The organism is Streptomyces sp. NPDC007901, assembly GCF_042959465.1.
Lineage (GTDB): Bacteria > Actinomycetota > Actinomycetes > Streptomycetales > Streptomycetaceae > Streptomyces.
Genome location: NZ_JBIBKW010000007.1, coordinates 422,763 through 435,748, shown reverse-complemented (window position 1 = coordinate 435,748; position 12,986 = coordinate 422,763). Strand labels below are relative to the sequence as shown.

15 protein-coding genes and 1 pseudogene are annotated in these 12,986 nt (G+C 70.7%); 10 read left to right on the top strand and 6 right to left on the bottom strand.

Going from position 1 to position 12,986, the window contains the following annotated elements; all coding sequences use genetic code 11:
* Window positions 1-85: 85 nt before the first annotated feature.
* The 4 genes from mshA (at window position 86) to ACFZDK_RS24995 (ending at window position 4,618) form a co-directional block, all read left to right on the top strand.
* Window positions 86-1,423 carry a D-inositol-3-phosphate glycosyltransferase gene (gene mshA, locus ACFZDK_RS25010; protein ID WP_390975746.1) on the top strand — a complete coding sequence of 446 codons (1,338 nt, stop codon included), beginning with the start codon at window positions 86-88 and terminating at the stop codon, window positions 1,421-1,423.
* Window positions 1,416-1,925, top strand: coding sequence for a YbjN domain-containing protein (locus ACFZDK_RS25005; RefSeq protein WP_390975744.1), 510 nt, complete (start codon window positions 1,416-1,418; stop codon window positions 1,923-1,925). The genes mshA and ACFZDK_RS25005 overlap by 8 nt, the downstream gene beginning before the upstream one ends.
* Before the next feature lie 134 nt (window positions 1,926-2,059).
* On the top strand, window positions 2,060-3,751 hold the full coding sequence (locus ACFZDK_RS25000; protein ID WP_390975742.1) for a glycosyl hydrolase family 28-related protein: 1,692 nt from the start codon (window positions 2,060-2,062) through the stop codon (window positions 3,749-3,751).
* 63 nt (window positions 3,752-3,814) lie between these two features.
* Entirely contained in the window at window positions 3,815-4,618 is an 804-nt protein-coding gene (locus ACFZDK_RS24995; protein WP_390975740.1) for a hypothetical protein, read from the top strand.
* On the opposite strand, the gene ACFZDK_RS24990 is transcribed toward ACFZDK_RS24995, so the two are convergent.
* A complete protein-coding gene (locus ACFZDK_RS24990) occupies window positions 4,611-5,465 on the bottom strand; it encodes an AraC family ligand binding domain-containing protein (protein ID WP_390975739.1) in 855 nt (284 codons plus the stop codon). The two genes, ACFZDK_RS24995 and ACFZDK_RS24990, sit on opposite strands and share 8 nt — an antisense overlap.
* Window positions 5,466-5,514: 49 nt before the next feature.
* Here ACFZDK_RS24990 and ACFZDK_RS24985 point away from each other — a divergent pair, with 49 nt between their 5' ends.
* The 3 genes from ACFZDK_RS24985 to ACFZDK_RS24975 all read left to right on the top strand — a co-directional run bounded on the left by ACFZDK_RS24985 (window position 5,515) and on the right by ACFZDK_RS24975 (window position 7,661).
* Window positions 5,515-5,940 (top strand): DUF2000 family protein, encoded by a 426-nt coding sequence (locus ACFZDK_RS24985; RefSeq protein WP_390975737.1) that lies wholly within the window; start codon window positions 5,515-5,517, stop codon window positions 5,938-5,940.
* Window positions 5,941-6,054: 114 nt separating this feature from the next.
* Window positions 6,055-7,209, top strand: coding sequence for a hypothetical protein (locus tag ACFZDK_RS24980; protein ID WP_390975735.1), 1,155 nt, complete (start codon window positions 6,055-6,057; stop codon window positions 7,207-7,209).
* A 161-nt stretch (window positions 7,210-7,370) separates the two neighbouring features.
* Complete coding sequence (locus ACFZDK_RS24975) at window positions 7,371-7,661, top strand: ribosomal protein L7/L12 (RefSeq protein WP_390975733.1); 291 nt, start codon at window positions 7,371-7,373, stop codon at window positions 7,659-7,661.
* Window positions 7,662-7,939: 278 nt separating this feature from the next.
* Here ACFZDK_RS24975 and ACFZDK_RS24970 read toward each other — a convergent pair whose 3' ends face one another.
* Entirely contained in the window at window positions 7,940-8,698 is a 759-nt protein-coding gene (locus tag ACFZDK_RS24970) for a phosphoglyceromutase (RefSeq protein ID WP_390975731.1), read from the bottom strand.
* A gap of 185 nt (window positions 8,699-8,883) precedes the next feature.
* Between ACFZDK_RS24970 and ACFZDK_RS24965 the strand changes: the two genes are divergently transcribed.
* Window positions 8,884-10,143 (top strand): MFS transporter, encoded by a 1,260-nt coding sequence (locus tag ACFZDK_RS24965; RefSeq protein WP_390975729.1) that lies wholly within the window; start codon window positions 8,884-8,886, stop codon window positions 10,141-10,143.
* A gap of 220 nt (window positions 10,144-10,363) precedes the next feature.
* Window positions 10,364-10,780, top strand: a complete 417-nt coding sequence (locus ACFZDK_RS24960) for a hypothetical protein (RefSeq protein WP_390975727.1) — start codon at window positions 10,364-10,366, stop codon at window positions 10,778-10,780.
* Between the two features lie 6 nt (window positions 10,781-10,786).
* On the opposite strand, the gene ACFZDK_RS24955 is transcribed toward ACFZDK_RS24960, so the two are convergent.
* The gene (locus tag ACFZDK_RS24955) at window positions 10,787-10,996 is read right to left on the bottom strand and encodes a hypothetical protein (RefSeq protein ID WP_390975725.1); all 210 of its coding nucleotides are present in this window, start codon (window positions 10,994-10,996) and stop codon (window positions 10,787-10,789) included.
* A gap of 78 nt (window positions 10,997-11,074) precedes the next feature.
* On the opposite strand from ACFZDK_RS24955, the pseudogene ACFZDK_RS24950 reads away from it, so the two are divergent.
* A pseudogene (locus tag ACFZDK_RS24950) lies at window positions 11,075-11,377 on the top strand (alpha/beta fold hydrolase); the annotation flags it as partial.
* Here ACFZDK_RS24950 and ACFZDK_RS24945 read toward each other — a convergent pair.
* The 3 genes from ACFZDK_RS24945 to phoU form a co-directional block, all read right to left on the bottom strand.
* Window positions 11,353-11,604: an SCO4226 family nickel-binding protein gene (locus ACFZDK_RS24945; RefSeq protein WP_390975723.1), complete on the bottom strand. Its 252-nt coding sequence runs from the start codon at window positions 11,602-11,604 to the stop codon at window positions 11,353-11,355. The pseudogene ACFZDK_RS24950 and the gene ACFZDK_RS24945 overlap by 25 nt on opposite strands.
* 146 nt (window positions 11,605-11,750) lie before the next feature.
* Window positions 11,751-11,906, bottom strand: a complete 156-nt coding sequence (locus ACFZDK_RS24940; protein ID WP_390975721.1) for a hypothetical protein — start codon at window positions 11,904-11,906, stop codon at window positions 11,751-11,753.
* Between the two features lie 171 nt (window positions 11,907-12,077).
* Window positions 12,078-12,767 carry a phosphate signaling complex protein PhoU gene (gene phoU, locus ACFZDK_RS24935; RefSeq protein WP_390975719.1) on the bottom strand — a complete coding sequence of 230 codons (690 nt, stop codon included), beginning with the start codon at window positions 12,765-12,767 and terminating at the stop codon, window positions 12,078-12,080.
* Window positions 12,768-12,986: the final 219 nt, after the last annotated feature.

Sequence of the window (12,986 nt, the reverse complement as noted above, 5' to 3'; positions counted from 1 at the left end):
TGGGAACCGGCCCCTCCGCTGTTCCCACCCTGGAGGACACTCGATGCCCTCCCGACGGCATGCCCGCACAAAGGAGGACCGCCACGTGAGCCAGTACGCCAGCAGGCTCGGGCGCCGCTCCCCGTCGGCTGCCGGCCGGCTCCTGCGGCCCCGCCGCCCCCGCCGCGTCGCGATGCTCTCCGTGCACACCTCACCGCTCCACCAGCCCGGCACCGGCGACGCCGGCGGCATGAACGTCTACATCGTGGAGCTCGCGCAGCGCCTCGCCGCGATCAACATAGAGGTCGAGATCTTCACCCGGGCCACCTCCGGCGGCCTGCCCCACACCGTGGAGCTCGCCCCCGGCGTCCTCGTCCGGCACATCGACGCGGGACCGTACGAGGGCCTCGCCAAGGAGGAACTCCCGGCCCAGCTGTGCGCCTTCACGCACGGCGTGATGCAGGCGTGGGCCGGCCACCGCCCCGGCCACTACGACCTCGTCCACTCGCACTACTGGCTCTCCGGCCACGTCGGCTGGCTCGCCGCCCAGCGCTGGGGCGTCCCGCTCGTGCACGCCATGCACACCATGGCCAAGGTCAAGAACGCCAACCTGGCCGACGGCGACACCCCCGAGCCCGCCGCCCGGGTCATCGGCGAGACCCAGATCGTCTCGGCGGCCGACCGGCTCATCGCGAACACCGCCGAAGAGGCCGGCGAGCTGGTACGGCACTACGCCGCCGACCCCGCGAAGGTCGCCGTCGTCCACCCCGGCGTGAACCTCGACCGGTTCCGCCCCGCCGACGGCCGCGCGGCCGCCCGGGCCCGCCTCGACCTCCCGCAGGACGCCCTGATCCCGCTCTTCGCGGGCCGTATCCAGCCCCTGAAGGCTCCTGACGTACTGCTCCGGGCCGTCGCCGTCCTCCTCGACGAGCGCCCCGAACTCCGCTCCCGGATCGTCGTCCCGATCGTCGGCGGCCCCAGCGGCAGCGGCCTCGCCAAGCCGGAGGGCCTGCAGAAGCTGGCCGCGCGGCTCGGCATCGCGGACGTCGTACGGTTCCGTCCCCCCGTGGGCCAGGAACAGCTCGCGGACTGGTTCCGCGCCGCCTCGGTCCTCGTCATGCCCTCCTACAGCGAGTCGTTCGGCCTGGTGGCGATAGAGGCGCAGGCGGCGGGGACGCCCGTCCTCGCCGCCTCCGTCGGCGGGCTGCCCGTGGCCGTGCGGGACGGCGAGACCGGCTTCCTGGTGGGCGGCCACGATCCCGCCGACTACGCGCGCGTGCTGCGCCGTTTCGCCGACGACGCGACCCTGGCGGACCGTTTCGGCAGTGCCGCCGCCCGGCACGCCCAGTGCTTCGGCTGGGACACGGCCGCCGCCGCCACCGCCGACGTCTACCTGGCCGCGACCCAGTCCCACCGCCGTCGCGTACGCTCCCTCCATGGGTGAAGCTCCACAGGAACGGCAGGCCGCGCAGGTCATCGAGGGTGTCCTGAAGGACGCCGAACTGGAGTGGGAGAGCCCCGAGCCCGGCAACTTCGTCGTGCAGCTCCCCGGCACCCGCAAGCTGAAGACGACCGTCTCGCTCCTGGTCGGCCGGCACTCGCTCTCCCTCAACGCCTTCGTCATCCGGCACCCCGACGAGAACGAACCGGCCGTCCACCGCTGGCTTCTGGAGCGCAACCTCAAGCTGTACGGGGTGAGTTACGCCGTCGACCGCCTCGGCGACGTCTACGTCACCGCCAGGCTCCCGCTCGCCTCCGTCACCCCCGACGATCTCGACCGCCTGCTCGGCCAGGTCCTGGAGGCGGCGGACGGTGCCTTCAACACCCTCCTGGAGCTGGGCTTCGCCTCCGCGATCCGCAAGGAGTACGCGTGGCGGGTGGCCCGGGGCGAGTCGACGCGGAATCTGGACGCGTTCACCCATCTGATCGAGCGTCCGGCCAACTGACTTCAGGTCCAGACCTGATTGACCCCTGCACGACTCTTTCTAGGCGCCCGAACGCCGTGGCATGCTCACGCCTGACGCAGATCTGAACGTCGTTCACATCCATGAATAGTCACCCGCATGGAAGGACGTACGGAATGGGCACCGCGCACCACGGCATGACCAGACGCACCCTGCTCGTCGGCGCCACGGCGGTGGCCGCGACCGTCGTGGCCGGCACCCCGGCCGGCGCATCGGACAGCGCGTTGGCCGGCGCATCGGCCGGCGGATCGAACAGCGAAGTCCCCACCCTCTGGCGGGAGTTCACCCGCACCCCCTTCACCCACCTGCAGATCCCGTACGTCGGCCGGGCCGGGGCCGCCCGGATCCGCCGCCTCCCCGTGGTGGCCGACGTCCGCGCGTACGGCGCGGTGGCCGACGGCGTCACCGACTGCGCCCCCGCGATCAACCGTGCCATCGCCGCTGCCGCCAGGGCCGGCGGTGGCACGGTCACCATCCCGCCCGGCACCTTCCGGATCGACGGCCTGATCCATCTCGGCTACGACAACGTGGTGCTGCGCGGCGCCGGCAGCGGCCGTACGACCCTGTACGCGACGAAGAACCTCACCGAGCTGATCGGCCCGTACGGCTCCCGCTACGGCGGTACCAAGTCGGCGTGGTCCTGGGCGGGCGGTCTCATCTGGCTGGCGCCCAAGGCCCGTTGGGACTCGCTGACGGCCGCGATCAGGGCGCAGGCCTGGCCGTTCGAGGGCTGGACCGGCAACAAGCGCGACGAATGGGAGGAGTTGACCTCCGTCGCGCCCGCCCGCCAGGGCGACCGGACGGTCTCCGTCACCGACCCCGCCCGTCTGCGCCCCGGCCGCCTGGTCCTGCTCCGCGTCGCCGACGACCCCGCCCACACCCTCCTCCAGCACATGTCCGGCGGGGGCCCCGGCCCGGCGTCGTACTACTGGGAGGACAAGACCAAACTGCTGTCGTACGTCCCCTACGAATGGCCCGTCCGCGTCGTGGCCGTGCACGGTCGCAGGGTGACGCTGGAGCGGCCGCTCCCGGTCGACCTGCGCCCCGAGTGGAACCCCCTGCTCACCACCCACGTCCCCGAACTCACCGGATCCGGCGTCGAGGGCCTCACCCTGGACGTCATGGAGACCCCGCAGTCCCCGCACCTCCTCGACAAGGGCTACAACGGGGTCGTCCTCCAATGCGCCTACGACTGCTGGGTGGACGACGTCACGGTCCGCAACGTCGACAACGGCTTCGGCCTGGTCGCCGCCTCCGCCTGCACCCTGCGCCGCACCCGGGTCGGCGGACGGGGCGAGCACCACCCGTACTTCTGCCGCGAGGGCTCGCACGACAACCTGATCGAGGACTTCACGATCGAGGAACGCACGGTCCCGGCCCCGTCCGACACCCAGCTCCACGGCATCAACGTGGAAGGACTGTCGTCGTACAACGTCTGGTCGCGCGGCGACATGCGGATGGGCACCTTCGACTCGCACCGCGGCCTGCCCTTCGCGAACGTCCGCACCGACATCACGGTGAACAACAACGGCCGGCACGGCGGCGACGCGAACGCCGGGCCGCTGTTCGGGGCCCGGTTCACCCACTGGAACGTCCGGGTCACCAACGGCCGCGCGGGCCTGATGAGGCTGGACGGCCTCGCACCGTACTCCGCGACCGTCGGCCTCAACACGGTCACCGACTTCGACCAGATCGACGTACCGGACTTCACCGGCGAACTGCACTCCCGCCTGGAGCTGTACGGCACCTGGGACGCGGTACGGCCGCGGAACCTGTACGAGGCGCAGCGCCAACTCCGTTCTTGTTAGCCTGCCATAGCCCCGGGAGTCACCCGGGGTTCACCTTCTCTCCTCGTTCTCGAAGAGGTGTGCATGCGCGCAGGCAGATCATCCGGCTCGGCAGTGGTGCTGGTGGGCGCGCTGGCCCTGGGGGCGTTCGCGGTGCCGTCCGCGGCGGCGGCCGACACCGGGATCACGGTGACCAAGATGGTCGTGAACAACGGCAAGCCCGTCGTGGTCGGCACCAGCGCGACGGTGAAGCCCGGCTTCACCTTCCGTATGACCTGGCCGTCCGGCGTCAAGCTCGCCGACGCACAGGTGCTCCCGTTCCTCTACCACGACACCACGGCCGCCAAGGGCGACGCGGACGGCGGGATCTACCTCAGCAGCGTGAGCTGCGGCGACAACGGCTCCCAGCCCGCCGACTGCGGGGGCCGGCTGTACATCGAGCCGCGCTACACCCTGGACTCCAACAACGACGCGACGACCTGGAAGATCGCGGCTGCCGCGAAGATCTGGTCGGGCGACAGGCTGAAGAGCCAGGAGTTCCTGACCGGCCTCGGCACCGTCCAGGTCCAGCGGGCCGCCAAGGTCACCGCCAACGCCACCCCCGAGCCGGTGGCCAAGGGCGGGACGCTCACCGTGAAGGGCGCGATCACGCGCGCGGACTGGGCGAAGCACAAGTACGTCGGCTTCGGCGGCAAGTCGGCCAAGCTGCAGTTCCGAAAGAAGGGCAGCGGTACGTACACCACGCTGAAGACCGTGAAGGCGGACTCCGCCGGTGCCCTGCGGACCACGGTCAAGGCGTCCGCCGACGGCTACTACCGCTGGACCTTCGGCGCCACCTCCACCACGGGCGGCGCGACCTCCGCCGGCGACTACGTCGACGTCAAGTGAGGTATCGGCTGCCGCGGCCGCTCGGGGCGCCGCTCGGGGCGCCACTTCGATAGCGCCCCGGGGTCACCCCCACCAGTTTCCTGAAGTGCCGGGTGAGATGCGCCTGGTCGTAGAAGCCGGTGGCGGTGGCCGTCTCGCCGGGCGGTACGCCGTCGAGCAGCAGCCGGCGGGCCCGGCCGACCCGGCGGGACATCAGGTACTGGTGCGGGGCGATGCCGTACGCGCCGCTGAACGCCCGCACGAGATGGGCGGGGTGCGCGTGCAGCAGCCGGGCGGCCTCCGCGAGGACGAGCCCGTCGGCGACCCTCTCGTCCAGGAGCTCGCGCAGGGCACGGGCGAGGGCCGGGTCGGCCGGCCTCTCGGCCGCGAGCCGGGGGCGGAGCAGACCCCGCAGCCGCTCGCCGATCAGGGTGAGCCGGCTCTCGGCCTCCAGCTCCTCGCCGGTGAGGGCGAGGGCGGAGTGCAGCTGCCCGACCCTGTGCCGCAGCAACGGGTCCCGCAGGTCGGGCCCGTCGACGGCGGCGCCGATGAGCTCGTCCCCGAGCAGCGTCCCGTCCAGATAGACCACGCGCTTGCGGAAGCCGTCCGCCGTGGCCGGGGAGCCGTTGTGCGGGACGTGCGGGGGCAGCAGGGTCACGGTGTCGTCCGGGGTGCCGTGCTCGTGCCGGTCGAGGTCGTACCGTACGGCGCCGTCGTCCACGATGAGCAGCGTCCAGGCGTCATGCACGTGCATCGGATAGGCGTACTCGGTGAAGTGCGCGTGGAAGACCTCGGTGACGCCCGGGACACGCGGACGCCAGGCGGTGACTTCCTGGACTTCCTGGGTGACGGGCTGCCGGGCGGCCATGCAAAGAACGTACAAGACGGCGTCGTACGACGCTCGGCAGTCTCGTCCCATGAGCACTGAACTCCTCCGTTTCGACACGAAGATCGCCGTCCTGCTGCGCGAGGACCTGGAGCCCTGGCAGCGCCTGAACGTCACCGCGTTCCTGGTCAGCGGCCTCGGCGCCACGCTCCCCGAAGTGGTCGGGGAGCCGTACGAGGACGCGGACGGGGTGGCGTACCTGCCGATGTTCCGGCAGCCGGTACTGGTCTTCGAGGGCACCAAGGAGACGCTGAAGGCAGCCCACGGCCGGGCCCTGAGCCGCGCCCTGCCCCGGGCCCTCTTCACCGCGGACCTGTTCTCGACCGGCAACGACCACGACAACCGCACGGCGGTGCGAGCCGTGCCCACGGCGGAGCTGGACCTGGTGGGGCTGGCGGTCTACGGGCCGCGGAACGCGGTGGACAAGGTGCTCAAGGGGGCGCGGATGCACCCATGACACCCGCGATCCCTCCGTCGCCGGCTGAGCCGACCGAAGGAATCGGATGGCGCGACCGGGTGATCAGGTCATTTAATCTGATCAACTTCTTCGCAGATGTCGCATCTCAGAGTCATGCGATACATCCGATTCTCCAGTGCGGCCGCGGTAGCGGCGGCGATCGTGACGTGCGTGACGGGCGGACCGGCGGCCGCCGGCGACGACGCCTCGACACCGGTCCCCTGCTACACGTCAGCGCTGACGAACGCCATCAGCAGCGCCTCGTCGGGGGACACCCTGTCCCTCGCCCGTGACTGCACCTACCACCTCACCGCAGCTCTGCCCGACATCGTCCAGCCCTTCACGATCCGGGGCAACGGCGCGACGATCGTCCGCGACGGGAACCCCACCCCCGCGTTCCGGATCTTCCATGTCGTCTCCACCGGCACCGGCAGCTTCCGCCTGGAGAAGCTCACCGTCCGCGGCGGCAACGTCGTCGGCAACGGCGGGGGCATCCTCGTCGACAGCGGCGCCAAGCTCGCGCTGGTGGGAGTCGACGTGATCGACAACACCGCCACGGCCAACGGGGGCGGTGTGGCGCTGGCCACGGGCGCCACGGCGACCATCCGACGCAGTTGGCTGGCGTTCAACAACGCGAACAACGGCGGCGGGGTGGCCAGCCAGGGGATGTTGACTGTGGAGGGCTCCGAGTTCGGCCGCAACCACGCCCAGGCCCTCGGCGGCGGACTCCTGCAGAGCGGCAGCATCGCCTTCATCCACGCGAGCGTCATCAGCCGCAACGCCGCGGGCGGCAGCGGCGGCGGTGTCTACAACAGGAGCGGCGCGCAGACGACGATCATCGAAAGCAAGATCGCGAACAACACGGCCGCCGGTGCCACGGGCGGCGGGCTCGTGAACCTGGGGGGCGGGTCGACGCTGACCCTGGAGAAGTCGGAAGTCAGCGGCAACGTCGTCGGAGGCCCGGGGGGCGACGGCGGCGGCATCTACAACTCTGGTACGGCAACCACCCGGCTCACCCTCAAGGGCAGCAAGGTCATCCGCAACAGCGCGAACGGCCCGAACGCCGGCGCGAACCTGTCCCAGGCCGGCGGCATCTTCAACGACTCCGGCTCGGTCACGCTCGACCACAGCTACGTCCGCAACAACGCCTCCACGGCAGCGCCCGGCGGCCTCCGCACCAACAACGGCGCCACGCTCATCGACTCCACCATCACCCACAACATCCCGACGAACTGCGTCCCGAACCCCATCCCGGGCTGCACGGACTGACCCCGGCGCCACCAGCAGCACGCAAAGCCCCTGCCCTCGCCTCTCCAGAGGGCAGGGGCTGCTGCCGTGACGACCGTCGGCGCTCGACCCCGCCGCCGAAACGCCGCGACACGACCATCGAGGTCTCGTACGCTGCGAACCGGAGAAGGGCGGCGAGTGCGGTGGCAGACGAGTACTTCCTGCTTGTGTGCGACGACGTCCCCCATGACGTGGTGATCACCGACCCCGGCGTCCGCGTGCTGGACGTCGCGCAGGTCGTACGTCGACTCACCGGCCTGAGCCTCTGGCGCAGCAAGGCCCTGGCCACGCAGGTCCCCGCCGTGGTCCTCGACGCCCGGCACCCGGACGACGCGGCGGCGGCCGTCGCGGCCCTCCGCGCCGCGGGAGCCCGGGCGGAGACGAGAGAACGACCGGGTTGCGGTGCGGCAGTTGTCAGCTCTCCAGGGCTGTGAGGGCCTGGCGGAGGACCGTGCGGCCCGCTCGGGTCGCGTCTCCGTGGGCCTGCCTGGCAGCCTGGTACTCCTCGGAAGCCACCGCGCATCCGGACGCCGGCGCTTCGCGGACCCGGAGCAGTGAGCGGTACGAAGCGTCTATGGCGTCCGATACTTCGGCGTCCGCCATGAGGGAGTTGGGCCTCGAAGTCAGCCCACCGCCACCGCCCCCAGGACAGTGACAAGCCCCCCCCACCGGCGGAGAACGCACGGGCAGGGGGCCTGCGGGCGTCGAACTACTACTTCTTGCCCTGGTTCTTGACCGCCTCGATGGCTGCGGCTGCCGCGTCCGGGTCGAGGTAGCGGCCGCCCGGGGTGACCGGGTTGAAGTCGGCGTCGAGCTCGTAGTAGAGGGGGATGCCGGTGGGGATGTTGAGGCCCGCGATGTCGGCGTCCGAGATGCCGTCGAGGTGCTTGACGAGGGCGCGGAGGCTGTTGCCGTGGGCGGCGACGAGGACCGTGCGGCCGGTCAGGAGGTCGGGGACGATGCCGTCGTACCAGTAGGGGAGCATGCGGACGACGACGTCCTTGAGGCACTCCGTGCGGGGGCGCAGCTCCGGGGGGATGGTCGCGTAGCGGGGGTCGGCGGCCTGGGAGAACTCGGAGTCGTCCGGCAGCGGCGGGGGCGGGGTGTCGTACGAGCGGCGCCAGAGCATGAACTGCTCCTCGCCGAACTCGGCCAGTGTCGCCGCCTTGTCCTTGCCCTGGAGCGCGCCGTAGTGGCGCTCGTTCAGGCGCCAGCTGCGGTGGACCGGGATCCAGTGGCGGTCCGCGGCCTCCAGGGCCAGCTGGGCGGTGCGGATCGCCCGCTTCTGGAGGGACGTGTGGACCACGTCGGGGAGGAGGTCGGCGTCCTTCAGGAGCTCACCGCCGCGGACTGCCTCCTTCTCGCCCTTCTCGTTGAGGTTGACGTCCACCCAGCCGGTGAACAGGTTCTTCGCGTTCCATTCGCTCTCGCCGTGGCGGAGGAGGATCAGCTTGTACGGTGCGTCGGCCATGGGTCAGAGCGTAATCCACGTATTCGGGGCAGGGTGCGGGCGCCCGCGGGCCGTCCCAGGGGGCGGACAGTTGACTGCATTTGTTAATTGAGTGGCTCAGGCGAGCGCCGTAGAAGTAACTTCCGTATCGGCCGTGTGCCTCTTACTTCTTGTCCCGTCTCGCCATGTCTCGCCCTGGGGGAACCATGTCGTCCGTCGCCCTTCGGCGCGCTGTCCGGGAGACCGTCTCCGGTCTGCCCCGAGAGTTCTGGTGGCTGTGGACCAGCACCCTCGTCAACCGGCTGGGTGCCTTCGTCGCCACGTACATGGCCCTGTACCTGACGCTGGACCGCGGGTACAGCGCCTCGTACGCCGGGCTGGTCGCCTCCCTGCACGGGCTGGGCGGGGTGGTGTCCTCCCTGGGCGGCGGGGTGATGGCGGACCGGCTGGGGCGGCGGCCGACGCTGCTGATCGCCCAGGGCTCCACCGCCGGGGCCGTCGCGCTGCTCGGGTTCGTGCGTGGTCCCGTCGCCATCGCCGCGGTCGCCTTCCTCGTCGGCATGGCCTCCAGCGCCTCCCGGCCGGCCGTGCAGGCGATGATGGCCGACATCGTGAAGCCCCGGGACCGGGTGCGGGCGTTCTCGCTCAACTACTGGGCCATCAACCTCGGTTTCGCCGTCTCCTCCATGGGGGCCGGGTTCATCGCCGAGGTCAGCTACCGTGCCGGGTTCCTCATCGAGGCCGGGATGACCGCCGTCTGCGCGGTCCTCGTCTTCGTCAAGCTGCCCGAGTCGCGGCCGGAGCGCACCGCCAAGGAAGCCGCGAAGGAGAGCGAGGTCAGCCTCGGGAGCGTGCTGCGCGACGGGCGGTACATGGCCGTCGTCGGGCTGTCCTTCCTCGTCGCCCTGATCTTCCAGCAGGGGTCGGTCGGGCTGCCGGTGGCGATGGGGGAGGCCGGGTTCTCGCCCGCCGACTACGGCATGGCCATCGCGGTCAACGGGGTGCTGATCGTCGTCCTGCAGATCCCCGTCACCCGCGTCATCGAGCACCGGGATCCGCGGTCCCTGCTCGTCGTCTCCTCCCTCCTCGCGGGGTACGGGTTCGGACTCACCGCCCTCGCCGGGTCGGTCGGGGTGTTCGCGCTCACCGTGTGCGTGTGGACCCTCGCCGAGATCGTCAACGCGCCGACCCAGACCGGGCTGGTGGTACGGCTCTCGCCCGTCCACGGGCGCGGGCGCTACCAGGGGATGTACACGCTCTCCTGGTCCGCCGCCGCGCTCGTCGCGCCGCTGATGTCGGGCGTCGTCATCGACCGGTTCGGCGCGCAGTGGCTGTGGGGGTTCTGCGCGGTGCTGGGCACGGGCGCGGCGCTCGGGTACGGCGTGCTCATGCGGGGGCTGCGTGCGGACGGACGGGCCCCGGCCCCGCAGCCGACGGTCGCCACCGAGGCCGAGGTACGGGCCTGACGACGCAGGTCTCTCCCTGGCCATCGACCAAGCCCGGCTGGAACCCCCGGAAGCCGACCGCGCGCTCGCGACCCTGGCCACGGGCACTGACAACGGGCCGTCCCCGCGCGAAGGACCTGGATGTCAGAGGCAGGTGCTAGCTTCCCCGGTCCGAGAGCAGGGACGGGACGACGGGTAGAGGGGGCGAGGACCGGTGGGGGCTTCGGGGTGGGAGTACTACGTGCCGTACCAGGAGGACCTGGACGCCGCGCTTCAGCAGCTGCGGTGTGAGGTCTTCGAAGCCGGTGACTACTACTGGGTCAACGGCGCCGACTGGCGCCCGGAGGAGGAACGGGAACCGCGGCCCCAGTCCCTGGAGGCCCTGTGGGAGGACGAGTTGGTCCAGGAGGCCGGTACGCACTCGATCCTGGACATCTTCCACGTCCTGGGCCCGGACGACACCCCGGACTACAACACCGTGGAGCCCGTGACGGCCGCGGAGGCGCAGGAACTGCTGGGCGTCGACAAGCTGACCCGCGCACACGTCAAGGACTTCGACGTCTTCCCCCGGTCACGCTGGATCGGACGGTGCGCGGTGCTGCACGACGACGCCGGCAACCCCCGGGAGATCTGCTTCTGGGGCCACTCGGGCGACTGAACCGCGCTACGAGTGGAAGCCCTCCCAGTACGCGGCATGGCCGCATACGAAGTCACCCGGACGTTCCTCGCGCAGCACCGTGTACCTCGCGACGAAGGCGTCGAGGCCCTCATGGAGCGAGCAGCCCAGGTGGGCGCGGATGGCGATGATGCCGCGGAGGATCTGGTTGCCGAGGATGTGTTCGTCGGCGATGTCGAGTGTGGCGCCATCGGTCATGGCGATGATCGAAGCGGATCGGCGGGGGCGGCGGCAACAGGGTTTGCCGGGAGGCTGACGGGCGTCGTCGGCCTGGTTCGCACCGGACTGACCGGCGCGCTCAACCGGTACCGGAACATGGACCGCGACTGGGAGGATCTGGCGGCCTACGACGGTGCTCCGGTCACGCAGCCGTCCCTGTTCGCCGGCGGCAGCCTCGACGTCTCGACGACCTGGCTGGCGGACGCCGTCGAGGCGTACCCGGTCACCCTCCCCGGGCTGGTCTCCTCCCACCTCCTCGACGGCTGCGGGCACTGGATCCAGCAGGAGCGGCCGGACGACGTCAACCGGCTCCTGCTCGACTGGCCCGCGCGGCTTCACCAGATCGACAGCGGCACCTGATGGATCTCGTCGGCCGGATGGCCCGCGCGTTCGTGGACGCGCTTGACCGCCTCGGCCGACGGCGCCTCGGAGAGGCAGTAGACCTTGCCGGAGGCGGGGTCGGCCCAGGCCCGTTCGAAGTGCACGCCCTCCTCCTTCTCGATGGCGAGATCCGCGTCGTGGGCTGCTTTCAGCTGCTCGGCGGTGAGGCCCTTCATCCCGTTGTGGACGTCCATGTACTGGGCCATGGCAGTCACACCTCCTTCGCCTTGTCCGTCTCCCCTCCATGCTGCGCCCACCCTCGTGGCCCGGCACGCGAAAGGGCCCCGGACCGGAGTCCGGGGCCCTTCGCCGTAGCTGAAACATCCGCTCAGTCGCTCAGTCGCTCAGTCGCTCAGCCGCACTGGCAGGGGCTGCCCGACTGGCAGCCGCAGCCGCAGCCCGAGCCGCACCCGCACGCGCCGATGACCAGGAGGTTCTTGATCTCGGCGGGCTGGTCGGTCTCCTGCTGCTGCGTGGGGTCGGGCGTGATGCTGGGGGATTCGGCCATGGATCCTCCTGGAGGTCCGGTCCTTGGATTCCCTAGGTTCCTAGAGGCGGGGCGTGGTGCCTTTGCCCGTTCCCTTGCCCATTTCATGCCCGTTTCACTGGGCGCATCAACGGCGCACAGTGGCGCCCGTACGCCCGGCCCGCACCCCGCGAGCCCCTCCGACCAGGGCGGTTACGCCCCCTCGGCGCCCGTCACCGGCTGGATGTCGGGCTGCAGCTCGTCCGCGTGCTCGCCGGTGACCAGGAAGACGACGCGCTTGGCGACGGCGACCGCGTGGTCGGCGTACCGCTCGTAGTAGCGGCCGAGCAGCGTCACGTCGACGGCCGTCTCGATGCCGTGCTGCCAGCGGTCGTCCAGCAGGTGCTGGAAGAGCGTGCGGTGCAGCAGGTCCATCTCGTCGTCGTCCTGCTCCAGCTGGAGCGCCAGGTCGACGTCCTTGGTGACGATGACCTCGGCGGCCTTGGCCATCAGGCGCTGCGCGAGCTGGCCCATCTCCAGGATGGTGGCTTCCAGGTCGCGCGGGATCACGCGCTCCGGGAAGCGCAGCCGGGCCTGCTTCGCCACGTGCTGGGCGAGGTCGCCGGAGCGCTCCAGGTCGGCGGACATCCGGAGCGAGGTGACGACTATCCGCAGGTCCGTCGCCACCGGCTGCTGGCGGGCGAGCAGGGCTATCGCGCGCGCCTCCAGGTCGTGGTGGAGCTCGTCCACCTTCTGGTCGGCCTCGATGACACTCTCGGCCAGCTTCAGGTCGCCGTCGAGGATCGCCGTCGTGGCGCGTCCGATCGCCGATCCGACCAGACGGGCCATGTCGACCAGGCTGTCGCCGATCGAGTCGAGTTCCTCGTGGTACGCGTCCCGCATCAGGGTTCCCTCTCGTGCGTGTGTTCCAGGGGTTCCGGGGGCCGGGGCCCGTGGCCGAAACCAGCTGCGAACCCCACGCTCCCATGTTCAGGTCCCAGTCCGTCCGTTTCTGCCACCCCAAATGAACCAATACTGGCTCCAAGGTGAACTCTGGGCGACGAGTGTTCGAGCTGACACCTTCCGGACTGTGGGGATGTCGTACCCCCTGCTTAACCTGTT